The sequence below is a fragment of the Streptodolium elevatio genome (genome assembly GCF_053592165.1).
Genome location: NZ_JBSFVE010000001.1, coordinates 422,033 through 447,358 on the forward strand (window position 1 = coordinate 422,033; position 25,326 = coordinate 447,358).

Here is a 25,326-nt window from a genome sequence, read left to right on the forward strand (position 1 = left end):
ACCGCTCCTCGGTCAACCGCCAGCTACGGCCGCCGTCACTTGCTGTCCACCCACCACCGCACGAGTTGGCGCAGCCCCTCGTCGAGCCCGATCTCGGCGCGGAAGCCGAGGTCGCGCTCGGCCTTGCCGGTGTCCGCGAGGCGCCGCGTGACACCGTTCACGGCGCGCTCCGGGCCGTGTTCCACGCCCAGTTCGGAGCCCATCGCGACGAGCAGCCGCTCGGCCAGCTCCTTGAGCGACGTCTCGACGCCGGACGCGATGTTGTAGACCTCGCCGGTCACCGGGGCCTGGACGGCCAGCAGGTTCGCGCGCGCGATGTCGGCGGTGTGCACGAAGTCCATGGTCTGCAGGCCGTCGCCGAAGATCAGCGGGGGCTCGCCCTTCGAGATGCGCTCCATCCAGCGGATCAGCACTTCGGTGTAGAGGCCGTGGATGTCCATCCGCGGGCCGTACACGTTGAAGTAGCGCAGCGCCACGTAGTCGATGCCGTACATCGCCCGGAAGCTGCGCAGCAGGCCCTCGTTGAACAGCTTCGCGGCACCGTAGATCGTGTCGTTGTCGTACGGGTGGTGCTTCTCGGTCGTCGGGAACTCCTCGGCGAGGCCGTAGACCGATGCGGACGACGAGGCCACCACCTTGCGCACCCCCGCCTTCTGCGCGGCCTCAAGCACGTCGAACGTGCCGTCCACGAGCACTTCGAGGGCCAGCCTCGGGTCCTCGACGCACTGCGTGATGCGGATCGCGGCGAGGTGGAAGACCACATCGGTGCCCGGCATCAGATCGGCGAGCAGGGCGCGGTCGCGGATGTCGCCTTCGACGAGGCGGCAGCGGCCCTCGCGGGCGGGGTCGAGGGCGTACGCGAGGTTCTCGCGCCGCCCGCGCGTCAGGTCGTCGAGCACGACCACTTCGCGCGCGCCCGCGTCGAGGAGCTGGTCGGCGATCGTCGAACCGATCGTCCCCGCACCGCCGGTGACGAGGCATCGGGAGCCGGCGAGGGATACCGCCGGGGTGCCGGGGGCGGCCGCGTCCACGCCGTGCTCCGCTTCGGTCGGCTCAAGGGGCTCGGGTGCCATGGGTGTTCAGCCCTTCGTCGGCGCCGGGGAGACCGGCTGGATCGGCGTCGCGGCGGCGACCGACGCGGCCACCGGTACAGATGCGGGCACGGGCACCGGCCGGGCGGCCGGAACCCCGGGTCCCACCGGGACCGCGTGGCCCCCCGTCTCCAGGCTGCGCGAGGCGGCCTCGAGCAGTTCGAGCACGCGCAGGCCCGACCGTCCGTCGGTCAGCGCGGGCCGTGTCTCCGCGATCGCCGACGCGAACTCGGCCATGACGCCGCGCAACGCCTCGGTCTCCGGCAGCGCGGGCGACACCACGTCGCCGGTGCGGTACGACACGAGCTTGCTGTAGCGCGCCTCGCGGCCGAGCGCGGCGTCCTGCGCGAGGTCTATCCCCTTGTCGTGCACGTGGAGCCGGGCGGCCGGGTTCATGTCGTCCCACACCAGTGTGCGGCGCGACCCGCCGATGATCGTCGTACGTACCTTGGTCGGCGACAGCCAGTTGACGTGCACGTGCGCCATGGCGCCGGTGTTCAGGCGCAGCACGAGGTACGCCAGGCAGGCCCGCCCCGTACCGATCGGGTCGGCGCCGTGCGCGGACACCGAGATCGGGTGCACACCCGGCGGCAGGATGAAGTCGAGGATCGACAGGTCGTGCGGCGCGAGATCCCACAGCACGTCTACGTCGGGTTGGACGAGCCCGAGGTTGATGCGTACCGAGTCGACGAACTGCACGTCGCCCAGCTCGCCGCCGTGGATCATGTCGCGGATGCGGCGGACCACCGGCATGTAGCAGAACGTGTGGTCGCACATGAGCGTCAGACCGTTGCGCTCGGCGAGTTCCACCAGCTTGACGGCGTCCGCGCGCGACGACGTGATGGGCTTCTCGACCAGCACGTGCTTGCCGGACTCCAGTGCGGCGCGCACGAGTTCGAAGTGCGTCGCGGCAGGTGTCGCGATGGCGACTGCCTGCACCGCGTCGTCGTTCAGGACGTCCTCGTAGGACGTCGTCACCCGGACCGTGCTGTAGGCGCCGAGCACCGCCCGGGCGCGGGCCTCGTCCAGGTCGCACAGCGCCTCGACCCGGAGCCCGGGTGTGGCCTGCGCGTTGCGTACCAGATTCGGGCCCCAGTATCCGGCGCCGACAACCGCCAACCCCACAGAAGACATGACGAAACGTCAACTCCTTGGCTTCCCCCTGCCACACGCCCCCCTGGCCTGCGACATCCCCACCCGCGGTGCCCGCGGCCGACCGCGTTCCGCCCCGACGGCGCACCCGGCATGAACCCCCACCCCGGGCGTGCTCGTCGACGTGCTGCGGACCGTCCCCACGACGCTAGCGCCCGGGAGGCGCTGCGGGTGCCCATCCGCAGAAAAATCGGGGTGGACCGTGCGATGTGGTCCGGGAACCAGCCGGTGGGCGACGTGGAACCGGCCTCCGGGCCGCCGCGGAAAAACGGAACTCCGGTTTCCGATAGCGTCTGTGGCGGTGATCACTTAGGGTCACCCTGGTTGTGTGGCGTGCGACTCCGTTTGGCACCCTGTGACAAGGACACGCGTCCGAGACGCCCGACGGAAGAACGGCAGACTCACGCCGGCACCAGTTGCAGGAAGGAAAGCGATCGTGGCCCCGCTCAACCCGACGACCAGCCGGGCACCGCAGGAAACCACGACGGACGGCGCCGGGGCGGTGCTCGTACGCGTACCGCGCGACAGCATCCTCCCGGCCGTGGCAGCGGCCCTGTTCACCGGCAAGAAGGTGCGTACCAGGGCGGGGGCGAAGGGCGACACGGCGCCCGCACCGCACCCGTTGGTCCGCGAGTTCCTCGCCGGGCTCCCCGCCGACCAGCGCGAGCGGTGGAACGGCCGGTGCCCGGAGGTCGAGCTGCTGTCCGAACACCTCATCGAGGCCGAGGAATCACGCAAGGGGCGCGCCGCCAAAAAGCCCTTCACCCTGGCCGACGCGCGGCGCGCACTGAAGGGGGCACGTGTGACGCTGCGTCGCATTCGCGAGGAGGGGGACCCGGAGCACGGCGGTTACCAGCCGCCCTGCCGTTCGTGCGCGGCGCTCCTGGAGCACTTCGGCGTCACCGCGACGGAGGGCTGAGCGTGTCGCGGTTCCCGACCGAGGTGGTGTACGAACTGGGCCGCGCGGGCTGGCGGGTGGGCCGTAAGCGCCTCGAACAGGCGGAGGCCTGGGCGAAGGAGGTGGCCGACCACACGTCGCCGGACGGCTACCGGCACACGGTCTTCCCGGCCGCACTGGACGCGTGGTCGGAGTTCGGCGGGCTGCGCGTGGCGGTCGACGGACCGGGGGCGGCGGTCGCGCTGCGGCCGTTCACCATCGATCCGAGGGTGGGGCTGCACCTGGCCCGCACGCTGGGGGACGTCGGGCGCGCGCTCGGCACGCACCTGTGCCCGTTGGGCGGGGAGGACGGCGGGGCGGGCTACCTGGCGATCGACCCGTCGAGCCGGGTGTTCGCGATAGACCACACCGGCGAGTGGTTCCTCGGCGAGAGCATGGACGCGGCGTTGATCACACTGATCCTGGGCACCGCGCCGGCGCGCGTGCGCGACGACGGCAGCTGGTAGCCGCCGCGGCGTCGGGAGTTCAGGAGTCGCAGAAGCCGGTTCAGGAGTTGTAGAAGCTCTGCGCGCGTTCGAGGCCGTCGGTGATGAGCGACTCGACGGCGTCGGCGGCGCGGTCCACCTCGACGTCCAGGCCCTTGCGCTCGGTCGACGAGAAGTCCTTGAGCACGTACGCCGCGACATCCATGCGCCCGGGCGGCCGGCCGATGCCGAACCGCACCCGGTAGTAGTCCGGCCCGAGCGACTTGGTGATCGGCTTCAGGCCGTTGTGGCCGTTGTCGCCGCCGCCGCGCTTGAGGCGCAGCACCGCGAAGTCGATGTCGAGTTCGTCGTGCACGACGACGATCCGCTCGGTCGGGACCTTGTAGAAGTCCCGGAGCGCGGTGACCGGTCCGCCGGAGAGGTTCATGTACGTCATGGGCTTGGCCAGCACGACGCGCCGACCCGCGAGCCGGCCTTCCAGCACCTGGGCGCGCGACTTGTGGGCCTTGAACTTGCCGCCCACGCGCGCCGCGAGGAGGTCGGCGACCATGAACCCGACGTTGTGGCGGTTGCCTTCGTACTCGGGCCCGGGATTGCCGAGGCCCACGACCAGCCACGGACCGTTGTCGTCCGTGGCGGCGTGGGCCTGCGGCGTCACCATGTCGAGTGTTCCCCGTGTCGTCCGGGCCGTGTCGGCTCGGGCTGTCTCGGTCCGCGTCGGGTGCGGATCAGGCCTCGACGGGCTCGGCGTCCGCCGGAGCCTCGGCCTCGTCGGTCTCCTCGTCGGACGCCTCCGCCTCGGCCGCGGCCGGGACCATAACGTGCAGCACGACGGCGTCGCCGTCGATCGCGAGGGTCGAACCGGACGCCAGCTTGACGTCCTTGGCGTGCACGGACTGGCCGGCCTCCAGGCCCTCGACCGAGATCTCGATCGACTCGGGCAGGTGGGTGGCCTCGGCCTCGATCGGCAGCGCGACCAGGACGGTCTCCAGCAGGCCGCCGGGGGCGACGGTGCCGGTGGCGACGACCGGGACGTCCACGACGACCTTCTCGCCGCGCTTCACCAGGATCAGGTCCACGTGCTCGAGGTGGCGCTTGATCGGGTGGCGCTGCACGTCCTTGGGGAGCGCGAGCTCCTTCTTGCCGTCCACGTCGAGGGACAGCAGGACGTTCGGCGTCTTCAGCGCGAGCATCAGGTCGTGGCCCGGCAGCGACAGGTGGACCGGCGCGGTGCCGTGTCCGTACAGGACGGCGGGAACCTTGCCCTCGCGACGGGCACGTCGCGCGGCGCCCTTGCCGAACTCGGAACGCGACTCGGCGGCGATACGGACCTCGGACACGACGGGTACTCCTCGAAACGACGCGGTGGCGGATGTGCGGGGTGGGATCCCCATGGATGAAGCCCGATCCGAGCGACGCCGGAAAGCGGACGAACTCGATCGGACCCCGTGGTGCCCGAGTGGCACCGGGTTCCCTGCACCCTGTGAGGAGCGTGCAAGCCGTCAGCTACCGCGTCGATCACGGAGCAAGATCTCGCATCCCTCGCCGGGCAACCCCGTAAGCCTACCCGCAACCTCGGGTGAGGCTGAAATCGGGTACCCCCGAACAGCCGGACGCCGCCCGGTCGCGAGGACCGGACGGCGTCCGAAGAGGCGTTCCGCACCGGCCCGTTGGGCCGGTACACGAACTCCCGGGAGCCCGAGGGCGACCGCTCAGCTGTGGCCCTCGAACAGGCTCGTGACCGAGCCGTCCTCGAAGACCTCGGTGATGGCACGGGCCACCATCGGCGCGATCGACAGCTCGGTGAGCTTGTCGAAGCGGCGGTCGTTCGGGATGGGCAGCGAGTTGGTCACGATGACCTCGCTGATCCGGGAGTTCTTCAGACGGTCCACCGCGGGGCCGGACAGCACCGCGTGGGTCGCCGCGACGATGACGTCCGCCGCGCCGTTGGCGAACAGCGCCTCGGCGGCCGCGCAGATCGTGCCGCCGGTGTCGATCATGTCGTCGACCAGCACACACGTGCGGCCCTCGACCTCACCGACGACCTCGTGCACGGAGACCTCGTTGGCGACGTTCGGGTCGCGGCGCTTGTGGATGATCGCCAGCGGCGCGCCGAGGCGGTCGGTCCACTGGTCGGCCACGCGCACCCGGCCGGCGTCCGGCGACACCACGGTCAGGCGCTCGCGGTCCACCCGGTTGCCGACGTGGTCGGCCAGCAGCGGCAGCGCGAACAGGTGGTCCACCGGACCGTCGAAGAAGCCCTGGATCTGCGAGGTGTGCAGGTCCACGCACATCAGGCGGTCGGCGCCCGCGGTCTTGAACAGGTCGGCCATCAGGCGGGCCGAGATCGGCTCGCGGCCGCGGTGCTTCTTGTCCTGGCGGGCGTACCCGTAGAACGGGATGATCACGGTGATGCGCTTGGCGGAGGCCCGCTTCAGCGCGTCGACCATGATCAGCTGCTCCATGATCCAGGTGTTGATCGGAGCGGTGTGGCTCTGGATGACGAACGCGTCGGAGCCGCGGACGGACTCCTCGAAACGTACGTAGATCTCACCGTTGGCGAAGTCGAAAGCCTTGGTCGGGACAAGAGTCGCACCGAGCTCGGACGCCACTTCCTTCGCCAGCTCGGGGTGGGCCCTGCCGGTGAACAGCATGAGCTTGCGCTCAGGTGCCAGCTTGATCCCGGTCACTGATCCATCTCCTTGTTGCTCGCCTCGACCTGGCCGGCGGTCGGCCCTGCCGTGTCCTGCACGTCCCCGGCCGCATCCCGCTGCGCCGTGCTGCGCTGCGCCGCCTCGGCGGCAGGCGAACCCGCGCGCCGCCGGACGACCCAGCCCTTGATGTTCCGTTGGCGACCGCGCGCCACCGCCATCGCTCCGGGCGGGACGTCCTCGGTGATCACCGACCCGGCTGCGGTGTACGCTCCGTCACCGATGGTGACCGGCGCTACCAGCATCGAATCGCTGCCCACTCGTACATGGTCGCCCACCACGGTGTGGTGCTTGGCGACTCCGTCGTAATTCACGAAAATCGTAGCGGCACCGATATTGGCGCCGACACCGATGGTCGCATCCCCGACGTAGGACAGGTGCGGGACCTTGGAACCCTCGCCTACCTGCGCGTTCTTCATCTCGACGAATCCGCCGGCCTTCGCCTTGGCGGCCAGCACCGTCCCCGGGCGCAGGTACGTGTACGGCCCGACCGTCGCGCCCGGACCGATCACCGCACCCTCGCACGTGGCGTTCAGGACGTGCGCGCCGGCCTCGACCCGGGTGTCACGCAGCGTGCAGTTCGGCCCGACCTCGGCGCCGGCCCGCACCACCGTGCGGCCGTGCAGCTGGGTGTTGGGCAGCACCGCCGCGTCGGCCTCCAGGACCGCGTCGACGTCGATCCACGTGGTCGCCGGGTCGACGACGGTGACCCCGGCGCGCATCCAGTCCTCGACGATGCGCCGGTTCAACAGCCCGCGCGCCTCCGCGAGTTGCACCCGGTCGTTGATGCCGAGGATCTCGCGGTGGTCGGCGGCGGCGACCGCGCCGACCCGGTGCCCGGCCTCGCGCAGCACGGTCAGGGTGTCGGTGAGGTACTCCTCGCCCTGGCTGTTGTCGGTGGTCAGCCCGGCCAGGGCGGCGCGCAGCAGCTTGCCGTCGAAGGCGTAGACGCCGGAGTTGATCTCGGTGATCGCCCGCTGCGCCTCGGTGGCGTCCTTGTGCTCGACGATCCCGGCGACCGCGGTACCGCCCTCGCCGGGGCGGGCGTCGTCGGCGATGCGGACGATGCGGCCGTAGCCGGCCGGGTCGGGCACGTGCGCGGACAGCACCGTGACGGCGTTGCCCTCCAGTTGGTGCGTCTCGACCAGCGCGCCGAGCGTGCCGGTGGTCAGCAGCGGGGTGTCGCCGCACACCACGACGACCGTGCCGGACGGCTCACGGCCCTGGTCGGCGAGCGCGTCGACGGCGACGCGCACGGCGTGGCCGGTGCCGTTCTGCTGCTCCTGGACGACGGTGAGTGCGGCCGGGTCGAGCTCGGCCAGATGCGCGGTGACCTGGTCGCGGCCGTGGCCGACCACGACGACGAGTTCTTCCGGATCGAGTCGTCGCGCGGCCTCGACGACGTGCCCGACCAGGCTGCGCCCGGCGAGCGCGTGCAGGACCTTGGGCGTGGTCGCGGATCTCATGCGGGTTCCCTCACCCGCGGCGAGAACGACAACGGCAGCGGGGCGGACGGGGCTCACGCAGGTGGCTCCTCGGCTCTGCTTGCGGGGGGACCGTCCGGTGACAACGTGCCGACGGCAGGCCGAACACGCCGGAAAGACCGGACACTAGCGAGGATACCGGTGCCTCACCGGGGAGCCGCCACCCGGACATGAGCTCCGCTGCCAGGACTCGAACCTGGACATAGGGTTCCAAAGACCCCAGTGCTGCCGATTACACCACAGCGGACCGAACGGACCGGCACGCCGCGAAATCGTGTCCGCGGACCCGCCGTCGTCGGCTCCTACTATGCCAGCCCGCGCGCGCCGCATGCCGCGCGTTAAACCGGGTAGCGACGTGCGACCCCGTGGGCGCGATAACCGGTTGACTCGGGGAGACCTCACATTCCACGTGTCGCCTGCCATACTGGCGACAACCTACGGACCCGTAGGTTACGCGTACGTATGCCTTCAGACAGGCGCCGACTCCGCTCCGCAGACCCCCGTCCCCGACGTGCGAGGGAATCCATGACACCTCCGTCCGGCACCGCCGTGCTCGAAACCGAGACCCCGACGCCGGCCCCGACAAGGGGCACGCTGGGCGGGGAGCAGAAGAACTGGGCCGAACAACTCGCCCTGGCCCTGTTCATCGGCCTTCCGTTCGCCGCCCTCGTCGCCGCGGTCCCGGTGATGTGGGGCTGGGGCCTCTCGTGGCTCGACGTGGTGCTGGCCGCGGTCATGTACGCGATCACCGGACACGGCATCACCATCGGCTTCCACCGGTACTTCACGCACGGCTCGTTCAAGGCCGGCCGCAAGGTGCGCATCGGCCTCGCCATCGCCGGGAACATGGCGGTGCAGGGCCCGCTGGTCCGCTGGGTCGCCGATCACCGCAAGCACCACAAGTTCTCCGACCAGGACGGCGACCCGCACTCCCCCTGGCGCTACGGCACCGGCGTGCGCGCGCTGACCAAGGGCATGTGGTGGGCGCACATGGGCTGGCTGTTCGACATCGAGCAGACGCCGCAGGACAAGTACGCGCCCGACCTGCTCAAGGACGCCGACATGGTGCGCGTCTCCCGGCAGTTCCCCTTCTGGGTGGCCGCGTCGCTGCTGCTGCCGGCCCTCGCCGGCGGCCTCATCACGTGGTCCTGGCAGGGTGCGCTGACCGCGTTCTTCTGGGCCGGCCTGGTCCGCGTCGGCCTGCTGCACCACGTCACCTGGTCGATCAACTCGATCTGCCATGCCGTCGGCAACCAGCCCTTCCGGTCGCGCGACAAGTCGGGCAACGTCTGGTGGCTCGCGGTGCCGTCGATGGGCGAGTCGTGGCACAACCTGCACCACGCCGACCAGACCGCCGCACGGCACGGCGTACTGCGCGGTCAACTCGACTCCAGCGCCCGCATCATCCGCTGGATGGAGAAACTCGGATGGGTTTCCGACGTGCGATGGCCGGACCGTGCGCGGGTCGAGTCGCGGCGCGCGGCATGATGGAGCGATGACCGAAAGCAGCAGACGCGGCGGTGCTCCGCGCGGCGGCGGTCGTGTGCGCATGACCGGAAAGGAACGGCGCGAGCAGCTGATCGACATCGGTCGGACCCTGTTCGCGGAACGCGGGTTCGACGCCACGAGCGTCGAGGAGATCGCGGCGAAGGCCGGCGTGTCGAAGCCCGTCGTGTACGAGCACTTCGGCGGCAAAGAGGGCTTGTACGCGGTCGTCGTCGACCGCGAGATGCGCATCCTCCTGGACGGCGTCACCAGCGCCCTCACCGGCGGCCATCCGCGCGAACTCCTCGAGCAGGCCGCGTTCGGCCTGCTCGACTACATCGAGCATTCGACCGACGGCTTCCAGATCCTGGTCCGCGATTCGCCGGTGGCGCAGTCCACCGGCACCTTCGCGTCGCTCATCAGCGACATCGCGTCGCAGGTCGAGCACATCCTCGGGCTGGAATTCGCGTCGCGCGGCTACGACCAGAAACTCGCGCCGATGTACGCGCAGATGCTCGTGGGCATGGTCGCGCTGACCGGCCAATGGTGGCTCGACGTGCGCACACCCGCGAAATCCGAGGTGGCCGCACACCTGGTGAACCTCGCGTGGAACGGGCTCTCAGGCCTGGAACAGAACCCGCGTCTGGTGACCCGTCGCAAGCACGACCGCGCGTAGGCGCGGCCCGCGCGCCCGGGCGACCGCGCCTTCGGGAGAATGTCCCGGAAGCGCGATCGCCCATCCGTTTCGCGCGGCCTTCCCGGCGCGGCACGGCCGACGGCTATGCGGTGCTGCCCGCCTCCACCCAGTCCGGCACCGGCTCGGCCGCCGCGAGCCACGCGTCCGGGACCCGGTCGAGCCCCGTCCGCGCGGCGACGACACCTCCGGTGATCGCGCACGTGGTGTCGACGTCACCGAGTCCGAACGCGGTCGTCCACAACGCCTCGACGAGGTCGTCCGGGTTGTGCGCCGCGGTCCACAGCGCGAACGGCACGGTGTCCGGGCAGGAAATGCGCTTTCCGGTGCCGAGGACTTCGGCGGCGTGCAGCCAGGTGGTGCCCGCCGCGAAGGAGGCGGCCGTACGCAGACCGCCGCGCACCTCGCTGTGCGGTGTGTGGTCCGCGACCTGCCCGAGGAACGCCTGCGGGTCGGAAGCCGGCCGGGCGCGGCCCGCCGTCATGAGCGCCGCGGCCACCGCGACGGCCACCGCGCCCGCGGTCGCCTCGGGGTGCGCGTGGGTGGCCTCCGCGCTGAGCGCGGCCTGTTCGACCACCAGGTCGAGGTCGTCGACGGCGTACCAGGCGCCCAGCGGCGCGACGCGCATCGCCGACCCGTTGCCCCACGAGCCCTGGCCCTCGAACTGCGCGGTCGTGACCTCGCGCCAGTCGGCACCTTCGTGGATCGCGCGCAGGACGCCGTGCATCGACGGGCCGTAGCCGCGGTACGCGTCGGCGACGTACGCGTGCGCGAAGTGGTCGGCCAGGGCGTCCTGGTCGATGTGGCCGTGCAGGTGCAGGATGCGGACGACGGACAGCGCCATGGCGGTGTCGTCGGTCCAGTTCCAGGGGCTTTCGGCGGGTGTGCGGCGGGCGGCGAGCTCGTCGACGCGCTCGGCCCCCTTGCGGAAGAACCAGCGTTGTCCGAAAGAGTCTCCGAGGGCGAGGCCGCGCAGTGACCTGGCGGCATTGTGGATGCGTTCCATCCGGGCATCCTCCCGTCCGCCCGGCCGGACCCGCGAGCGATTTCACCCCCGGCACGCGGGTGTTCGGTCCGTTCAGCCGGAGGGCGCGAGCACCTCGATGCGGTTGCCGACCGGGTCCTCGGTGTGGAACCGCCGTACGCCCGGGATCTCGTCGCTCCAGCGCACCGGCGCCCCCGCGGCGGCCAGGCGCTCGGCGAGCGCGTCGAGGTCGTCCGCGACGAGTGCGGGGTGCGCTTTGCGGGCGGGGCGGAAGTCCGCCTCGACGCCGAGGTGGAGTTGGACCGGTCCGGCGGCGAACCAGCAGCCGCCGCGGACCGCGAGGGCCGCCGGCTTGGGCACTTCGGTCATGCGCAGCGGGCCGGTGTAGAAGGCCCGCACCACGTCCTCGCTTCCGGCGGGGATCGCGAGCTGCACGTGGTCGATCGCGACGAACACGTCGGATCCTCCTCTCGGTTCTCGGCTCTCGGTTGTTCCGGGTCCTCAGTCCTTGACGGCGACGGCGAAGATGCGGCGGAAGGGCAGGACCGTCCCGTACGGCCGGGGCGGGTACGCGTCCGCGAGCAGCGCGCCGTACGCGGCCAGGAACTCGGCCTGTTCCGCCGGGTCGAGCGCCGCCAGCACCGGCCGGAGGGCGGTGCCCCGCACCCACCCGAGGACCGGGTCGGGCCCGTGCAGCACATGGCGGTACGTCGTCTCCCACGCGTCGACCCGGAACCCCGGCCGCGCGAGCGCGTCCAGGTACTGGTCGGCGGACCCCACCTCGGTGCGCAGGAGGGCCACGCCGCCGAGGCGGTCCTTCCACCGCGCGGAGGCGGCCAGTTCGCCGAGCAGCACGTGCGTGGGGTCGGCGAAGTTCCCGGGCACCTGCACCGCGAAGGCGCCGCCGTCGGCCAGCGCGTCGGTCCAGCCCGGCAGCAGGGCGAGGTGGCCGGGGACCCAGTGCAGCGCGGCGTTGCCGACGATCACGTCGACCGGGGCGTCGCCGTCGGCGGGTGCCCACGCGGCCACGTCGGCGAGCCGGAAGTCGAGGCGGCCGGGGCGGGCGTACTCGCCCGCGGCCTCGATCATCTCCGGCGCGTTGTCGATGCCCGTGACGTACGCCTCGGGCCAGCGCGCGGCGAGTTCCGCCGTCGCGTTGCCCGGCCCGCACCCGAGGTCGACGACCCGGCGCGGTGCCGCGACGGGGACGCGCGCGAGCAGGTCGCGGAAGGGGCGGCCGCGTTCGTCGGCGTACCGCAGGTACTGGTCGGGGTCCCACACAACGGCCTCCCGGTGTCGCCGACGATTGGCATCGACGCTTTATCTTGACATCAAGACAACTCCACCAGAGTAGCTTCCTGATCAAGATTTGTCTTGATATCAAGAGGCTCGTCATCAAAACACTCGCTAGAATGACGGGCATGAAGGACGAGGTCGACCGACTGATCGAGGCGTGGCAGCGCGAGCGCCCCGACCTCGATGTCGAGCCGCTTGAGGTGCTCAGCCGCGTCACCCGGTTGGCCCGGCACCTCGACCGCGCGCGGCGGCTCGCCTTCTCCGCCCGCGACCTGGAGCCGTGGGAGTTCGACGTGCTGTCCGCGCTCCGTCGTGCGGGCGCACCGTACCAGCTCTCGCCGGGTCAGCTCCTCACCCAGACGCTGGTCACCTCCGGCACGATGACCAACCGCATCGACCGGCTCGCCGCGAAGGGCCTCGTGCTGCGGCAGCCGGACCCGGGCGACCGCCGCGGCGTGCTGGTGCGCCTGACCGACGACGGACGCGACCGCGTCGACGCCGCGATGGCCGAACTGCTGGAGCACGAGCGGGACATCCTCGCCGGACTCGACACCGGGCAGCGCGCCGCGCTCGCGGACCTGCTGCGCTCGGTCGTCGCGCCGTTCGACAACCACGCCGCGTCGCACTGACCGATCTCCCGCCGCACGTCCGCCTGTCGGGCGACCCCGGTGCCCCGGTGCGCAACCTCCCGCCGGGCGATTTCCGCTGTCCGGTCGATCTCCTGTGGGCCGCCCGCCGTTTCGCGCGGCGATCTGGTGCGATTCCGCCCGCGCGCTCAAGATGGGCGCCAGGTGACCGCCGCCCGGCGGTCCCAGCGGGAGGGACCACGGCATGCGTACGAGACCGGGCACGCTGCTCGCCGCACTCCTCAGCGCCGTTCTGATCGCCGTCGGGGGCGCCGCAACGGCGTCCGCCGCACCGGCGGCGAGCGGCCCGACGTACTACGTCTCACTCGGCGACTCGCTCGCCAAGGGCTATATGCCGGGGCAGGGAGACACCGACCAGGGCTACACCGACCGGCTGTTCGCCGCATTGAAGGCGAACGACCCCGATCTGCGGCACGTCAAGCTCGGGTGCAGCGGAGCGACCACGACCTCGCTGCGCAACGGCGGGGACCGCTGCACGTACCCCGAAGGCAGCCAACTCGCCGCCGCCGAGCGGTTCCTGCGCGACCACCGGGGCAAGGTCCGCTACGTGACGATCGACATCGGGGCGAACGACGTGCAGCGCTGCGCCCGCGGTGTCACGGGCATCGACCTCGTCTGCGCCCGGGCGGGAATGGACACCGTCTCCGAGAATCTGCCGGTCATCCTGAAGCGCCTGCGGGCCGCGGGCGGAAAGCACGTCCAGTACGCCGGCATGACTTACTACAATCCGTCGCTCGCCGCCTGGCTCACCGGCGAGCAGGGCAAACAACTCGCTTATCTGACAAGTCTGTTGCAGGAAGTCCTGAACGGAATCATCTCGTTCAAACTGCGTGAGCGGGACTTCGCGGTCGCCGATGTCGCGCTGGCCTTCTCCAGCCGGGCCTATTCTCCCGAGGTGCCGCTTCCCGGGGTCGGGCCGGTGCCGCTGAATGTGGCGCGCATCTGCCAGTGGACGTTCATGTGCACGCGGCAGGACATCCACGCGAATCCCACGGGATACCAGGTGCTCGCGGACACGTTCGCGGCAAAGCTCAGGCCGTGACGTGACGTGCGGGCGCTGACCTGAGAAAGCGGCACGGCAAAGGGGGCCGCGTGCGTCCGGGCGGACGTACGCGGCCCCTCTCCGTCTGTCGGGTGGCGCCGGCCAGCTCGGGCGGGCGCCCGGGCGGGCCGAATCAGATGAGACCCTGGGCGAGCATCGCGTCCGCGACGCGCTCGAAGCCCGCGATGTTGGCACCGAGGACGTAGTCGCCGGGACGCCCGTACTTCTCCGCGGTGGCGAAGCAGGTGTCGTGGATGTCGCCCATGATGGCCGCGAGTTCGGACTCCACGGCGTCGAACGTCCAGGACTCGCGCCCGGCGTTCTGGCGCATCTCCAGCGCACTGGTGGCCACGCCGCCGGCGTTGGCGGCCTTGCCCGGCCCGAACGCGACGCCGGCCTCCTGGAACAGGTGCACCGCCTCGGGCGTGGTCGGCATGTTCGCGCCTTCGGAGACCGCCTTGACGCCGTTGCGCACGAGCGTACGCGCGGCGTCGGCGTCCAGTTCGTTCTGCGTCGCGGACGGCAGCGCGACGTCGGCCGGCACGTCCCAGACGCTGCCGCCCGCGACGTAGCGCGCCGAGGCGCCCCGCCGCGCCACGTACTCGCTGATCCGGCCGCGTTCGAACTCCTTGATCCGCTTGAGGAGTTCGAGGTCGATGCCCTTGTCGTCGACGATGTAGCCGCCGGAGTCGGAGGCGGTCAGCACGTTGGCGCCCAGCGCCTGGGCCTTCTCGATCGAGTAGATCGCGACGTTGCCGGAGCCGGAGACGACGACCTGCTGGCCCGCGAGTTCCTCGCCCCGGCGGGCGAGCATCGCGGCCGTGAACAGGACGTTGCCGTACCCGGTGGCCTCCGGGCGGGCGAGCGAACCGCCCCACGCGGCGCCCTTGCCGGTCAGCACCCCGGCCTCCCAGCGGTTCGTGATGCGGCGGTACTGGCCGAACAGGTAGCCGATCTCCCGGCCGCCGACGCCGATGTCACCCGCCGGGACGTCGGTGTGCTCGCCGAGGTGGCGGTACAGCTCGGTCATGAACGACTGGCAGAAGCGCATCACTTCGGCGTCCGAGCGGCCGCGCGGGTCGAAGTCGCTGCCGCCCTTGCCGCCGCCGATACCGAGGCCGGTCAGGGCGTTCTTGAAGATCTGCTCGAACCCCAGGAACTTGACGATTCCGAGGTTCACCGACGGGTGGAAGCGCAAGCCCCCCTTGTACGGCCCGAGCGCGCTGTTGAACTCCACCCGGAATCCCCGGTTCACCTGGACGATTCCCTTGTCGTCCTGCCAGGGGACCCGGAAGATGACCTGCCTTTCCGGTTCGCAGACGCGCTCGAGAACGCGGGCGTCCACGAACTCCGGCCGCGCTTCGAGGATCGGGCCGAGCGAGTCGAGTACCTCGCGTACGGCCTGGTGGAATTCCGGCTCCCCGGGGTTCCGGCGCAGGATCTCCGCATGGAGTCCGTCGGAAACGGCCACGGATCAATTCCCCTTCCTTGGCGACGCGAAAACCCTATCGCGGCAACTGTCCCCAGAAATCACCCTGCCCGGGCGATTATGTCCGCCACCCGTTGTGTGACCGCGGTCACGGGTGTAAACAAGTCGATGTGCACACAGGACGGGACGGCGGGGAAGACGTCTCGTCGGGCGGGGCGGTACGGGCCCGCCGGATCTCGGGGATCCGGCGGCCCGCACCGGCAAAGGGCGTTCCGGCGCCCGTGGTTCGGCCGGCGTCCCGCGGAGCGCGGCGCCGGGGTCGCGGCCCGTCACGGGCTCGGGGTGAACCGCACCGGCAGGCGCTGCAGTCCGCGCATGATGAGACCACCTCTCCACCGCAATTCCGCGGCCGGTTCCGCGAGTTCCAGGTCGGGCAGGCGACGCAGCAGCGTGGTCACCGCGATCTGGCCCTCCAGCCGGGCCAGCGGCGCCCCGATGCAGTAGTGGATGCCGTGGCCGAACGCCAGATGCGGGTTGTCGCTCCGGGCCAGGTCCAGGGTGTCCGCGTCCGCGAACCGGCGCGGGTCGCGGTCCGCGGACGCGAGAACCACCAGAACGGGTTCGCCCGCGGGGATGACGACACCGCCGACCGGCGTATCGCACGTCGTGAAGCGCCACGTGGCAAGCTCCACCGGCCCGTCGTAACGCAGCAGTTCCTCGATCGCGGCGGCGACCCGCAGGTCCGGCTCGTCCTGTAGGCGGGCCCGGGCCTCGGGGTGGGTCAGCAGCGTGAGCAGCCCGTTGCCGATCAGGTTGACGGTGGTCTCGAAGCCGGCGAACAGCAGGATGAACGCCATCGCGGCGGCTTCGTCCTCGGTGAGGTGCTCGCCGTGGTCGCTCGCCCGGATCAGCCCGGAGATCAGGTCGTCGCCGAGGTCGCCGCGCTTGCGGTGGATGAGCTCCTTCAGATAGCCCTGCATGTGCCGCACCGCCCGGGCCACGCCGCCGCGCGGGCCGGCGCCGTGCCGGATCATCATGCCCGCCCAGGTGCGGAAGTCCGCCTGGTCCTCCTCGGGCACTCCGAGCAGGTCGCACACCGCGTAGATGGGCAGCGGGAACGCGAAGTCGTGGATGAGGTCCGCCTCGCCGACGGCCGCGAAACCGTCTATGAGCCGGTCCGTCAGCTCCTGGACGCGCGGCCGGAACTCCTCGGCGCGGCGCGGGGTGAAGGCCTTGGAGACCAGCCGGCGCAGCCGCGTGTGGTCCGGCGGATCGAGGTTGAGCAGGTGCGCCCCGATGCCGGAGCGCTGCTCGCCGGGCACCCCGACCTTGCCCTGCTTCCATGCCTGTTCGGAGTGCCGGGGGTTCTTGCTGAGCCGTTGGTCGGCGAGCGCCTGGCGGGCGTCGGCGTACCTGGTCACGAGCCACGCCTCGACGCCGCTGGGCAGCGTGGTGCGGTGCACGGGGGCGTGCTCGCGCAGGTAGGCGTACGCCGGATACGGGTCGGCGACGAACTCGCGCGTGAACAGCCCCGGGTCGTCAGCCACGCGGGCCGGCGGACGCCGTTGCCACGTCGCGGGCCTCGCCCCGGGCCGCCCCCGGTCCCCCGGCGGGCTGCGCCGCGGGCGTGTCGGCCGACGTGCCCGCCGCCGTCCCGGCATCCCCGCGGCGTGTCGCGCGCAGGCCCTTGACGCCCAGCCAGCCGATGGCGTTGCCCGCCGCGAAGGACACCACGGTCAGGGCGAGATGGACCAGGAAGAAGGCCGTCGGCCCGTCGTTCCAGGACTTCTCGTCCTTCCAGATGTTCTTGAGAAAGTTCGGCCACAGGATCCACGTCCAGACGCCGAACACCACAAGCAGGGCGGAGGTCTTGCGGCCGATCCGCATGGCGGTGCACCTGTTCCTTCGGAGACTCTCACGGACGCGCGCTAGGCCATTCGGTCACAGTCGCGTCCGTGTCCAGTATGCGTCGTGTTCCCACGTCAACCGCAGGCGGGTCGCGCGGATACGCTCATCTGCATGTCATATAGGTCTGGACCGGCGTCGCGCTTCGCCGCCGTCGGTGCGGTACTGATCGCAGGTGTTCTCGGGGGAGCCCCAAGCGTGGCAGGGGCAGCTCCGCGACTGCCGCAGACCAGTCCGCCGCCGTCGCCCACCGCCCCTCCCGAGCCCCCGCCGCCGTCCGACATGTCGGCGCTCGGCGGCGACCGGCTCGCGAGTCCCGGCGTGCAGGCGGACCTCCAGCCGGGCGCCGCCGGGCCGCCCCCCGTCGAGGCGTACTCGTGGCTCGTGGCCGATCTGTCGACGGGTCAGATCCTGGCGGCCAAGAACCCGCACTGGAAGCTCGCCCCGGCCAGCACGCTCAAGATGCTGTTCGCGGACACCGTGCTCCCCAAGCTCGACCGCAACCAGACACACCTGGTGACCAACGAGGAACTTCTCGGCATGGGCGCGGGCAGCAGCGCGGTCGGCATAAAGGAGAACTTCACCTACCGCGTGGAGGACCTGTGGAACGGGGTCTTCCTGCATTCGGGCAACGACGCGGTCCGGGTGCTGTGCCACATGAACGGCGGCATCGACGCGACCGTGGCGCAGATGAACGAGCGCGCCAAGTCCCTCCAGGCGCACGACACGCACGTGGTGTCGCCGGACGGGTACGACGCGCCGGGGCAGGTCTCGTCGGCGTACGACCTGGCGCTGTTCGCCCGTGAAGGCCTCAAGAACCCGGACTTCCGCGGCTACGCGGCCACGAAGGACGCCAAGTTCCCCGGCAAGGACGGCACCACGTTCGGCATCACCAACACCAACACGATGCTGGGCACCTACCCCGGGATGATCGGGGTCAAGAACGGCTACACGACGAACGCGCAGAACACGTTCGTCGGCGCCGCCACGCGTGACGGGCGGACCCTGGTGGTGAGCATCATGCACGTCGCCGGCAAGGGGAAGACGTACGAGTTCACAAAGCAGCTCCTCGACTGGGGATTCGCCTCGGCGAACTCGGTCAAGCCGGTCGGCGAGCTGGTCGGCGCGGAAGGCGACCCGACCGGCGCGCCGGGCACCGCCTCCTCGACCGGCGGCCAGAAGCCCGGCCAGGCCGCCGCGGTGCCGGGTGTCGAGAAGGCCGCGGGGGCGTCGGATGACGGCCCCGCGTGGGGGCTGTGGGCCGGGATCGGCATCCCGGCCGTGCTGCTGGTCGGCGGTGTCACGGTGTTCGTACTCCGGCGCCGCGGGCTGCTGACACCGACCGTGCACTTCGAGGACGACATACTCCCCTGACCGCCTGCCCGGTCTCCCCCGTGGCCGCCTGCGCCGCCTGCGGCTGAAGAGTCGTCAGGGACCGGCGCTCGGGCGGCGGGTGATGCGCTCCAGGGCGACACCCGCCCCCGCCGTGCCGAGCATGCCGAGGGCGTACCTGCGCAGCGTGTGCGGCGGCTTGTCCGTCCGGGCCCGCTCCGGCGCCTCGGCGGCCGACCACTCGACCGCGCCGTCGGACTTCTCGTCGGCCTCGTGCGCCTTCTCTTCGACGTACTTCTCCGCGCGCTTGTCGGTCGCGGTCCACGCCGCGCAGAACAGCAGCAGCCGGGTCACGAAGTAGATCCACAGGAGCAGCGCGACGGGCACACCGAACGCGCCGTACATGCTCTTGCCGGCGACCCCGGAAATGTACGACGCGACCAGCAGCTTCAGCAGCTCGAAACCGACCGCGCCGATCAGCGCGCCGAGGAACGCGGTGCGCCGCGGCATCGTCAGCCGCGGCATTCCGACCAGCAGGTAGACGAAGAGCACCACGCTCGCGAACACCGCCACCGCGATCGCCGCGATCTGCAGCAGCACCCGGCCGACCGGCTGGTCGTCCAGCCCGATCGACTCGGAGATCCGGCCGATGACACTCGTCGCGAACGTCGACGCGCCCACCGACAGCGCCATCGCGAGCCCGAGCCCGATCAGCACGCCGATGTCCTTGAGCTTGCCGAGGACGGTGGCCTTCACGCCCTCGGGCTTCTCCTCGTCGGCGAACCACATCTTGCGGATCGACGGGCGCAGCGCCTCGACCCAGCCCAGGCCCGAGATGAGCAGCAGGACACCACCGATGAGGCCGACGGTGCCGGCGTTGTCCACCAGCGCGGACAGGTTGACCTTGTCGGCGATGCCGGGGATCTGGTCGGAGATCTTGTCCTGGAGCTCCTGCACCCGGCCGGGGCTCAGCGCGGCCGCGACCACCGCCGCGGCGAGTGCGAGCAGCGGGAAGAGGGACAGGAACCCGTAGAAGGTCACCGCCGCGGCGGAGAAATTCCCGTCGCGATCGGTGTACCTCTCGTACGCCCGCATGGTGCGGCCCACGACCGGCATCGTCTGGAGCTTGTCCTTGATCGCCACGGATGCACGTGTGCCCGGATTCGGCCCTGCCCACACACCCGGACCGACCAGGAGGGCGGGCGCCCGCGCGGCGCCGCGCGGTTCAGCCGCCGAACGGGAACGCGCGGCGCGGGCGCCACACCGCGTCGTCGCCGTGCTCGTACAGGCTGAAGCCGGTCACCTCGAAGGACGCCTCGTAGCCCGAGAGCTTGTCGAACGCCCGGTCGAGTACGTGGTCCGGCAGGTGGTGCGCGACGGTGACATGCGGGTGGTACGGGAAGTGCAGCTCACGCGTCAGCGGCCCGGCCCGCACCCCCTCCTCCAGGCGCTCGCAGTCCGGAATGCCCAGCGCGACCTGGATGAAGACGACCGGCGACGTGGGCCGGAACGTCCCGGTGCCGCGCAGGATCATCGGGAACGGGTGCTCGGCCGCCGCGACGGCGCGCAGATGGGCCTCGACGTCGTCGAGCGCGTCCTCCGCGATCTCGGTGGGCGGCAGGAGCGTCACATGGGTCGGGATGGCCCTGGCCAAGGGGTCGCCGAAACCCGCCCGCAAGTCCTGGAGCTGTCCGCCCCAGGGCTCGGGGATCGCGATCGAGACGCCGATGGTGCGCATGGTCCGCTCCGGTCCGCTCCCGCCGGGTGCCTCAGGCTCCGGCCGGCGGCAGGAGGCCGATGCGGTCGTACGCGGAAGCGAGCGTGACGGACGCGACCTCGCGCGCCTTGGCCGCCCCCTTCGCGAGCGTGCGGTCCAGCTCGGCCGGGTCGTCGTGGTATAGGTGGAAGCGCTCCTGGAACGGCGTGACGAAGTCGACCAGCACCTCGGCCACCTCCTTCTTGAAGTCGCCGTACATCCGGCCCGCGAAGCGCTGCTCCAGCTCCGCGACCGGGGTGCCGGAGACCGCCGAGTGGATCGCCAGCAGGTTGCTGACGCCCGGCTTCTCCTTCTCGTCGTAGCGCACCTCGGTGCCGGTGTCGGTGACCGCGCTCTTGATCTTCTTGGCGGTCTGGTTCGGCGGGTCGAGCAGGTTGACGATGCCCTTGGGGGACGACGCCGACTTGCTCATCTTGATCGTCGGGTCCTGCAGGTCGACGATCTTGGCGGTCTCCTTGACGATGTACGCCTCGGGCACCGTGAACGTCGCGCCGTACCGCGAGTTGAAGCGCTGCGCGAGGTCGCGCGTCAGCTCCAGGTGCTGGCGCTGGTCCTCGCCTACCGGCACCGCGTTCGCCTGGTAGAGCAGGATGTCGGCGACCTGGAGGATCGGGTAGGTGAACAGCCCGACGGTCGTCGTGTCGGTGCCCTGCTTGGCCGACTTGTCCTTGAACTGCGTCATGCGCGACGCCTCGCCGAACCCGGTCAGGCAGTTCATCACCCAGCCGAGTTGGGCGTGCTCGGGCACGTGGCTCTGCACGAACAGCGCGCACCGGTCCGGGTCGAGCCCGGCGGCCAGCAGCTGTGCCGCCGACACGCGGGTGTTCGCGCGCAGCTCGGCGGGGTCCTGCGGCACCGTGATGGCGTGCAGGTCGACCACCATGTAGAAGGCGTCGTTTGCTTCCTGCAGCGCGACGTACTGCCGCACGGCGCCGAGGTAGTTGCCCAGGTGGAACGAGCCGGCGGTGGGCTGGATGCCGGACAGCACACGGGGGCGCGCGGAGACCGTCGAGACCATGCCGCCATTCTCGCAGGCTCCGGCGGCTACTCCATCCCGGGTACGCGCACACCGCCCGCAACGATGCGCCGTCGTGCGCGCCGGAGCCGCAACGATCGCGCACAGGCGCGCAACGTTCACCCATTTACCGGGCCCCGCCCGCCCGCCTAGGCTGACGACGGCCGACACCGAGGGTCGCGGACCGGGCATCGAGGGTGACGATCCGGGTCGGTCGGTTTCGGCGAAGACGTCGGGCCCCGGAGACCCCGGGCACCCGGGTGGGAACGCTGCCGTCCGCGCTGCCGTCAGCCAAAAGGGGGAGACCGCGTGCGCCCGACTTCTTCCGCGCCCTCGGCGGGGTCCGGCATGCTGTGGCTTCCCGCCGGGTCGCGGACGACCCGCGGGCAGACCCGGCTGCCGCGGCCGCGCCGGCGCCGCGAGTCGGCCGGACGCCGCGGCTCGACCCGGCACTACGCGATGTGCCCGCCGACCCATCTGGAGTCGGCGGAGGCGCCCGGTGCGATGGACCAGTGGGGGCTGCTGCGCGAGACGCTGCTGCGCCTGGGCCACCGCGTCAGCCTGATCCCGCCGCGCAGCGGGCTGCCCGGCATGGTCTTCGCGGCGCACGCCGCCACCGTCGTGGACGGCCGCGTGCTCGGCGCGCGGTTCCGCAGCACGGCGCGGCAGCCCGAGGCTCCGGCCTACCTGCGCTGGTTCGCCGACCGCGGGTACGGCACCAGGCTGGAGCCGGTGTTCGCGCACGAGGGCGAGATCGACCTGGTACCGGCCGGGCGCCACCTGCTGGCCGCGTCCGGGCCGCACACCGAGTCGCGGGCGCACCGGGAGGCGGGCGCGTTCCTGGGGCTGCCGGTCGTGCCGCTGGAGCTGACGAACCCGCGCTTCACGCGCCTGGGCAGCGCGATAGCCGTGCTGACCGACCGGACCATCGCGTACCACCCGGCGGCCTTCTCGGCGGCGGCGCGCGAACGCCTCGCCCGGCTGTTCCCCGAGCGCATCCCGGTGGGTGAGGCGGACGCCCTGGCCGGCGGCCTGGACGCACTCTGCGACGGCCGCACGGTGGTGCTCACCGACCGGGCACCGGGCCTGGCGCTCCAGCTGGCCCGGCACGGGTTCCGCAGCGTTCCCCTGGACATGTCACGATTCGCCGGTTTCGGCGTCGGCGTCCGCAGCTGCGTGCTCGAACTGCGCGACAATCGGTGAACTGGGCCAAGTGCCCGCTAAAGTCCGGGTTCTCCGGGATTGTCGATGTCGGGCGGAAGGACGCCATGATCAAGCACGACGAGGAACTGATCGCGCTCGCCGACACGTACAGCGCGCACAACTACCACCCCCTCCCCGTGGTCGTCGCGCATGCCGAGGGCGCGTGGATGACCGACGTCGAGGGCCGCCGCTACCTCGACATGCTGGCCGGGTACTCCGCCCTGAACTTCGGGCACCGCAACCCGCGCCTGATCGAGGCCGCCAAGCAGCAGCTGGACCGCGTCACGCTGACCAGCCGCGCCTTCCACAACGACCGGTTCGCGCCGTTCTGCCGTCAACTCGCGGAGCTGTGCGGCATGGACATGGTGCTCGCGATGAACACCGGCGCGGAAGCCGTCGAGACCGCGGTCAAGACGGCCCGCAAGTGGGGGTACGAGGTCAAGGGCGTGCCGGACGGCCGCGCGAAGATCGTGGTGGCGACCGACAACTTCCACGGCCGGACCACGACGATCGTCAGCTTCTCCACGGACGAGGACGCCCGGCGCCATTTCGGGCCCTACACACCGGGGTTCGAGGTGCTGCCGTACGGCGACGCCGAGACGCTCCGCAACGTCGTGGCGGCCGACCCCGAGATCGTCGCGGTGCTGCTGGAGCCGATCCAGGGCGAGGCGGGCGTTCTGGTCCCGGCGCCGGGCTATCTGGCGGAGGTGCGGCGGCTTTGCACGGAGCACAACGTGCTGTTCATCGCCGACGAGATCCAGTCCGGACTGGGCCGCACCGGCCGCACGTTCGCGTGCGAGCACGAGGGCGTCGTGCCCGACATGTACATCCTGGGCAAGGCGCTGGGCGGCGGCGTGCTGCCCGTCTCGGCGGTGGTGTCCTCACGCGAGGTGCTGGGCGTCTACAAGCCGGGCGAGCACGGCTCGACCTTCGGCGGGAACCCGCTCGCGTGCGCGGTCGGACTGGAAGTGCTGGAGATGCTGCGGAGCGGCGAATTCCAGCAGCGCTCCGCCGAGTTGGGCGAACACCTGCACCGCGAGCTGAACGCGCTGGTCGGCGGCCCGGTCACCGCGGTACGCGGCCGCGGCCTGTGGGCGGGCGTCGACATCGACCCGGCGCGCGGAACGGGGCGCGACGTGTCCCGCGAGCTGATGGCACGCGGCGTCCTGGTGAAGGACACCCACGGCACGACGATCCGCATCGCGCCGCCGCTGGTCATCGAGAAGGACGATCTCGACTGGGGGCTGGAGCAGTTGCGGGCGGTGCTCAGCGGCTGAGCGCCGCGAGCGCGCCGCATCGGGGACCTGGGCGGACGCATCGGCAACCGCCACCGACAGCTGTGGGGCCGCCCCGATTCGGGTCGGCCCCACAGCTGTCGGTGGCGGTGCTGCGTCGTGGCGGTGCTGCGTCGTGGCGGTGCTGCGTCGTGGCGGTGCTGCGTCGTGGCGGTGCTGCGTCGTGGCGGTGCTGTGCGGTCGGCTCAGCCCTCGGGGGACCTGCGGCGCTTGCCCGCGGTCACGCCGACGGCGATCGCGCCGAGCCCCAGGAAGGTGAGCCCGGTGACCAGCATGGCGATGCCGTCCGTCTCGCCGGTGTCCGGCAGCGAGTTCCCCGAGGCGTCCGACGCAGAAGGTTCCGCCGCGGCGGACGGCGACGCGGCCGACGGATCCGGGGGCGGCACGACCGGCTGCCCGGCCGGCGCGGCGGACGCCGGCGAGGCGTTCCACGTGGCCACGGCGAAGCCGAATCCGCCCAGAAGGAGACCCACGGCCAGCACGACCGCCACGGGGGTGCGGAGCACGCGCCACGTTCGCGGCGCCGTACCCCGCGACGTAGGCGGGTTCGTGTTCGAGGGCATGTGCGGGTTCGTGTGCGGGGGCATCAAGAGCTTCCGTCTTCGGCGCCGGGAGTGCCCCCAAGCCGCTCCGGCGCTTCGGCATCGAACGCTCCACGGTAGCTCTGCCTCAGACCAAAAAATGGTACTTATACGATGAATTTCGTCACATGACGGAGCCTGCCTCTGGAGCGCATTAGGGCAACCGAGCTCTCCTGAGTCGGCCGTTCGCGTCCTCGACGAGGCGTGCCCGGGGCCGCCGATGCGCCGGAGCCACCGGTCGCACGTGTGGGTGGGAAATGGCCGAAACCACCACCGCCGAAGGGTTCAGCCGCCACCATGGGTCCCGTGCCCCTGGACGCCCTGGACGAGAAGATTGTCGCTCACCTGATCCAAGACGCCCGCGCCAGCTACGCCGAGATCGGCACCGACGTGGGCCTGTCGGCACCTGCCGTGAAGCGGCGCGTGGACCGGCTCCGGGGCAGCGGCGTGATCAAGGGGTTCACCGCACAGGTCGATCCGAGCGCACTGGGCTGGACCACGGAGGCGCTGGTGGAGATCTTCTGCGAACCGCGCACCTCCCCGGCGGCGCTGCTCACCTGCCTGGAGCGCCACCCCGAGGTGGTGCGGGCGGACACCGTGACCGGCAAGCCCGACGCCGTGGTCCGCCTGCTGACCGCGGACGTACGCCACCTCGAAGCGGTCCTGGAGCGCATCCGCCAGGAGCCCGTCGTCATGACGACGCGCAGCACGGTCGTCCTCAACCGCCTCCTGGAGCGCCCCGGGAACGGCTGAGGGGTGTCCGCCCGCCTTGGGTGCGGCGGGCGAACACCCCTCGTACGCCTGTGCGTCGGCGCGCCG

General features: G+C 71.3%; 26 protein-coding genes and 1 tRNA gene. 10 read left to right on the top strand and 17 right to left on the bottom strand.

Annotated elements, in window-relative coordinates; all coding sequences use genetic code 11:
• Positions 1-35: 35 nt before the first annotated feature.
• Together ACWD12_RS01835 and ACWD12_RS01840 are read right to left on the bottom strand one after the other, a co-directional pair.
• Entirely contained in the window at positions 36-1,073 is a 1,038-nt protein-coding gene (locus ACWD12_RS01835) for an NAD-dependent epimerase/dehydratase family protein (RefSeq protein WP_450097903.1), read from the bottom strand.
• A 6-nt stretch (positions 1,074-1,079) separates the two neighbouring features.
• Positions 1,080-2,225, bottom strand: coding sequence for a Gfo/Idh/MocA family protein (locus tag ACWD12_RS01840; RefSeq protein ID WP_358360669.1), 1,146 nt, complete (start codon positions 2,223-2,225; stop codon positions 1,080-1,082).
• A 454-nt stretch (positions 2,226-2,679) separates the two neighbouring features.
• Here ACWD12_RS01840 and ACWD12_RS01845 point away from each other — a divergent pair, with 454 nt between their 5' ends.
• Both ACWD12_RS01845 and ACWD12_RS01850 read left to right on the top strand, forming a co-directional pair.
• Positions 2,680-3,162, top strand: a complete 483-nt coding sequence (locus ACWD12_RS01845; RefSeq protein WP_358360667.1) for a YwqJ-related putative deaminase — start codon at positions 2,680-2,682, stop codon at positions 3,160-3,162.
• Between the two features lie 2 nt (positions 3,163-3,164).
• Positions 3,165-3,647 carry an SUKH-3 domain-containing protein gene (locus ACWD12_RS01850; RefSeq protein WP_358360664.1) on the top strand — a complete coding sequence of 161 codons (483 nt, stop codon included), beginning with the start codon at positions 3,165-3,167 and terminating at the stop codon, positions 3,645-3,647.
• A gap of 40 nt (positions 3,648-3,687) precedes the next feature.
• Here ACWD12_RS01850 and pth read toward each other — a convergent pair whose 3' ends face one another.
• The 5 genes from pth to ACWD12_RS01875 all read right to left on the bottom strand — a co-directional run bounded on the left by pth (position 3,688) and on the right by ACWD12_RS01875 (position 8,068).
• On the bottom strand, positions 3,688-4,287 hold the full coding sequence (pth, locus tag ACWD12_RS01855) for an aminoacyl-tRNA hydrolase (protein ID WP_450097904.1): 600 nt from the start codon (positions 4,285-4,287) through the stop codon (positions 3,688-3,690).
• 67 nt (positions 4,288-4,354) lie between these two features.
• Positions 4,355-4,966, bottom strand: coding sequence for a 50S ribosomal protein L25/general stress protein Ctc (locus ACWD12_RS01860; RefSeq protein WP_450097905.1), 612 nt, complete (start codon positions 4,964-4,966; stop codon positions 4,355-4,357).
• 372 nt (positions 4,967-5,338) lie between these two features.
• Positions 5,339-6,316 (bottom strand): ribose-phosphate diphosphokinase, encoded by a 978-nt coding sequence (locus ACWD12_RS01865; RefSeq protein WP_358360656.1) that lies wholly within the window; start codon positions 6,314-6,316, stop codon positions 5,339-5,341.
• On the bottom strand, positions 6,313-7,860 hold the full coding sequence (glmU, locus tag ACWD12_RS01870) for a bifunctional UDP-N-acetylglucosamine diphosphorylase/glucosamine-1-phosphate N-acetyltransferase GlmU (RefSeq protein ID WP_450097906.1): 1,548 nt from the start codon (positions 7,858-7,860) through the stop codon (positions 6,313-6,315). Before glmU ends, ACWD12_RS01865 begins: the two co-directional genes overlap by 4 nt.
• 136 nt (positions 7,861-7,996) lie before the next feature.
• Positions 7,997-8,068: transfer RNA gene (locus ACWD12_RS01875), tRNA-Gln, on the bottom strand.
• A gap of 278 nt (positions 8,069-8,346) precedes the next feature.
• Here ACWD12_RS01875 and ACWD12_RS01880 point away from each other — a divergent pair.
• Together ACWD12_RS01880 and ACWD12_RS01885 are read left to right on the top strand one after the other, a co-directional pair.
• Positions 8,347-9,309, top strand: a complete 963-nt coding sequence (locus ACWD12_RS01880) for an acyl-CoA desaturase (protein WP_450097907.1) — start codon at positions 8,347-8,349, stop codon at positions 9,307-9,309.
• Between the two features lie 7 nt (positions 9,310-9,316).
• The gene (locus ACWD12_RS01885; protein WP_358360647.1) at positions 9,317-9,982 is read left to right on the top strand and encodes a TetR/AcrR family transcriptional regulator; all 666 of its coding nucleotides are present in this window, start codon (positions 9,317-9,319) and stop codon (positions 9,980-9,982) included.
• 103 nt (positions 9,983-10,085) lie between these two features.
• Here the strand turns inward: ACWD12_RS01885 and ACWD12_RS01890 are convergent, their stop codons facing one another.
• The 3 genes from ACWD12_RS01890 to ACWD12_RS01900 all read right to left on the bottom strand — a co-directional run bounded on the left by ACWD12_RS01890 (position 10,086) and on the right by ACWD12_RS01900 (position 12,266).
• On the bottom strand, positions 10,086-11,006 hold the full coding sequence (locus ACWD12_RS01890; protein ID WP_358360644.1) for an ADP-ribosylglycohydrolase family protein: 921 nt from the start codon (positions 11,004-11,006) through the stop codon (positions 10,086-10,088).
• Between the two features lie 72 nt (positions 11,007-11,078).
• Entirely contained in the window at positions 11,079-11,441 is a 363-nt protein-coding gene (locus ACWD12_RS01895) for a VOC family protein (RefSeq protein ID WP_450097908.1), read from the bottom strand.
• 45 nt (positions 11,442-11,486) lie between these two features.
• Positions 11,487-12,266, bottom strand: coding sequence for a trans-aconitate 2-methyltransferase (locus ACWD12_RS01900; RefSeq protein ID WP_450097909.1), 780 nt, complete (start codon positions 12,264-12,266; stop codon positions 11,487-11,489).
• A 140-nt stretch (positions 12,267-12,406) separates the two neighbouring features.
• On the opposite strand from ACWD12_RS01900, the gene ACWD12_RS01905 reads away from it, so the two are divergent.
• A complete protein-coding gene (locus tag ACWD12_RS01905) occupies positions 12,407-12,910 on the top strand; it encodes a MarR family winged helix-turn-helix transcriptional regulator (protein ID WP_358360637.1) in 504 nt (167 codons plus the stop codon).
• Between the two features lie 202 nt (positions 12,911-13,112).
• Entirely contained in the window at positions 13,113-13,970 is an 858-nt protein-coding gene (locus ACWD12_RS01910) for an SGNH/GDSL hydrolase family protein (RefSeq protein WP_450097910.1), read from the top strand.
• A 133-nt stretch (positions 13,971-14,103) separates the two neighbouring features.
• Here the strand turns inward: ACWD12_RS01910 and gdhA are convergent, their stop codons facing one another.
• The 3 genes from gdhA to ACWD12_RS01925 all read right to left on the bottom strand — a co-directional run bounded on the left by gdhA (position 14,104) and on the right by ACWD12_RS01925 (position 17,286).
• The gene (gdhA, locus tag ACWD12_RS01915) at positions 14,104-15,441 is read right to left on the bottom strand and encodes an NADP-specific glutamate dehydrogenase (RefSeq protein ID WP_450097911.1); all 1,338 of its coding nucleotides are present in this window, start codon (positions 15,439-15,441) and stop codon (positions 14,104-14,106) included.
• Between the two features lie 287 nt (positions 15,442-15,728).
• On the bottom strand, positions 15,729-16,946 hold the full coding sequence (locus ACWD12_RS01920; RefSeq protein ID WP_450097912.1) for a cytochrome P450 family protein: 1,218 nt from the start codon (positions 16,944-16,946) through the stop codon (positions 15,729-15,731).
• Complete coding sequence (locus ACWD12_RS01925; protein ID WP_358360626.1) at positions 16,939-17,286, bottom strand: SCO4848 family membrane protein; 348 nt, start codon at positions 17,284-17,286, stop codon at positions 16,939-16,941. Before ACWD12_RS01925 ends, ACWD12_RS01920 begins: the two co-directional genes overlap by 8 nt.
• A 216-nt stretch (positions 17,287-17,502) precedes the next feature.
• Here ACWD12_RS01925 and ACWD12_RS01930 point away from each other — a divergent pair, with 216 nt between their 5' ends.
• Positions 17,503-18,678: a D-alanyl-D-alanine carboxypeptidase family protein gene (locus tag ACWD12_RS01930; RefSeq protein WP_450097913.1), complete on the top strand. Its 1,176-nt coding sequence runs from the start codon at positions 17,503-17,505 to the stop codon at positions 18,676-18,678.
• 54 nt (positions 18,679-18,732) lie between these two features.
• On the opposite strand, the gene ACWD12_RS01935 is transcribed toward ACWD12_RS01930, so the two are convergent.
• From ACWD12_RS01935 to trpS, 3 genes are all read right to left on the bottom strand, one after another.
• On the bottom strand, positions 18,733-19,779 hold the full coding sequence (locus ACWD12_RS01935; protein ID WP_450097914.1) for a YihY/virulence factor BrkB family protein: 1,047 nt from the start codon (positions 19,777-19,779) through the stop codon (positions 18,733-18,735).
• Between the two features lie 82 nt (positions 19,780-19,861).
• Complete coding sequence (locus tag ACWD12_RS01940) at positions 19,862-20,374, bottom strand: 2'-5' RNA ligase family protein (RefSeq protein WP_450097915.1); 513 nt, start codon at positions 20,372-20,374, stop codon at positions 19,862-19,864.
• Between the two features lie 31 nt (positions 20,375-20,405).
• Positions 20,406-21,431, bottom strand: a complete 1,026-nt coding sequence (gene trpS, locus ACWD12_RS01945) for a tryptophan--tRNA ligase (protein ID WP_358360617.1) — start codon at positions 21,429-21,431, stop codon at positions 20,406-20,408.
• A 306-nt stretch (positions 21,432-21,737) separates the two neighbouring features.
• On the opposite strand from trpS, the gene ACWD12_RS01950 reads away from it, so the two are divergent.
• Together ACWD12_RS01950 and rocD are read left to right on the top strand one after the other, a co-directional pair.
• Positions 21,738-22,631: a dimethylarginine dimethylaminohydrolase family protein gene (locus ACWD12_RS01950; protein WP_450097916.1), complete on the top strand. Its 894-nt coding sequence runs from the start codon at positions 21,738-21,740 to the stop codon at positions 22,629-22,631.
• 65 nt (positions 22,632-22,696) lie between these two features.
• Positions 22,697-23,908, top strand: a complete 1,212-nt coding sequence (gene rocD / locus ACWD12_RS01955; RefSeq protein ID WP_450097917.1) for an ornithine--oxo-acid transaminase — start codon at positions 22,697-22,699, stop codon at positions 23,906-23,908.
• 203 nt (positions 23,909-24,111) lie between these two features.
• Here rocD and ACWD12_RS01960 read toward each other — a convergent pair whose 3' ends face one another.
• Positions 24,112-24,432 carry an LPXTG cell wall anchor domain-containing protein gene (locus ACWD12_RS01960; protein WP_450097918.1) on the bottom strand — a complete coding sequence of 107 codons (321 nt, stop codon included), beginning with the start codon at positions 24,430-24,432 and terminating at the stop codon, positions 24,112-24,114.
• A gap of 381 nt (positions 24,433-24,813) precedes the next feature.
• Between ACWD12_RS01960 and ACWD12_RS01965 the strand changes: the two genes are divergently transcribed.
• Positions 24,814-25,260 carry an Lrp/AsnC family transcriptional regulator gene (locus tag ACWD12_RS01965; protein WP_358356664.1) on the top strand — a complete coding sequence of 149 codons (447 nt, stop codon included), beginning with the start codon at positions 24,814-24,816 and terminating at the stop codon, positions 25,258-25,260.
• Positions 25,261-25,326: the final 66 nt, after the last annotated feature.

What these genes read in the sequence shown, in the direction of transcription:
- ACWD12_RS01835 (WP_450097903.1), bottom strand. Translation starts at nt 1,073, where the DNA reads ATGGCACCCGAGCCCCTTGAGCCGACCGAAGCGGAGCACGGCGTGGAC.
- ACWD12_RS01840 (WP_358360669.1), bottom strand. Translation starts at nt 2,225, where the DNA reads ATGTCTTCTGTGGGGTTGGCGGTTGTCGGCGCCGGATACTGGGGCCCG.
- pth (WP_450097904.1), bottom strand. Translation starts at nt 4,287, where the DNA reads ATGGTGACGCCGCAGGCCCACGCCGCCACGGACGACAACGGTCCGTGG.
- ACWD12_RS01880 (WP_450097907.1), top strand. Translation starts at nt 8,347, where the DNA reads ATGACACCTCCGTCCGGCACCGCCGTGCTCGAAACCGAGACCCCGACG.
- ACWD12_RS01885 (WP_358360647.1), top strand. Translation starts at nt 9,317, where the DNA reads ATGACCGAAAGCAGCAGACGCGGCGGTGCTCCGCGCGGCGGCGGTCGT.
- ACWD12_RS01890 (WP_358360644.1), bottom strand. Translation starts at nt 11,006, where the DNA reads ATGGAACGCATCCACAATGCCGCCAGGTCACTGCGCGGCCTCGCCCTC.
- ACWD12_RS01905 (WP_358360637.1), top strand. Translation starts at nt 12,407, where the DNA reads ATGAAGGACGAGGTCGACCGACTGATCGAGGCGTGGCAGCGCGAGCGC.
- ACWD12_RS01910 (WP_450097910.1), top strand. Translation starts at nt 13,113, where the DNA reads ATGCGTACGAGACCGGGCACGCTGCTCGCCGCACTCCTCAGCGCCGTT.
- ACWD12_RS01925 (WP_358360626.1), bottom strand. Translation starts at nt 17,286, where the DNA reads ATGCGGATCGGCCGCAAGACCTCCGCCCTGCTTGTGGTGTTCGGCGTC.
- ACWD12_RS01940 (WP_450097915.1), bottom strand. Translation starts at nt 20,374, where the DNA reads ATGCGCACCATCGGCGTCTCGATCGCGATCCCCGAGCCCTGGGGCGGA.
- trpS (WP_358360617.1), bottom strand. Translation starts at nt 21,431, where the DNA reads ATGGTCTCGACGGTCTCCGCGCGCCCCCGTGTGCTGTCCGGCATCCAG.
- rocD (WP_450097917.1), top strand. Translation starts at nt 22,697, where the DNA reads ATGATCAAGCACGACGAGGAACTGATCGCGCTCGCCGACACGTACAGC.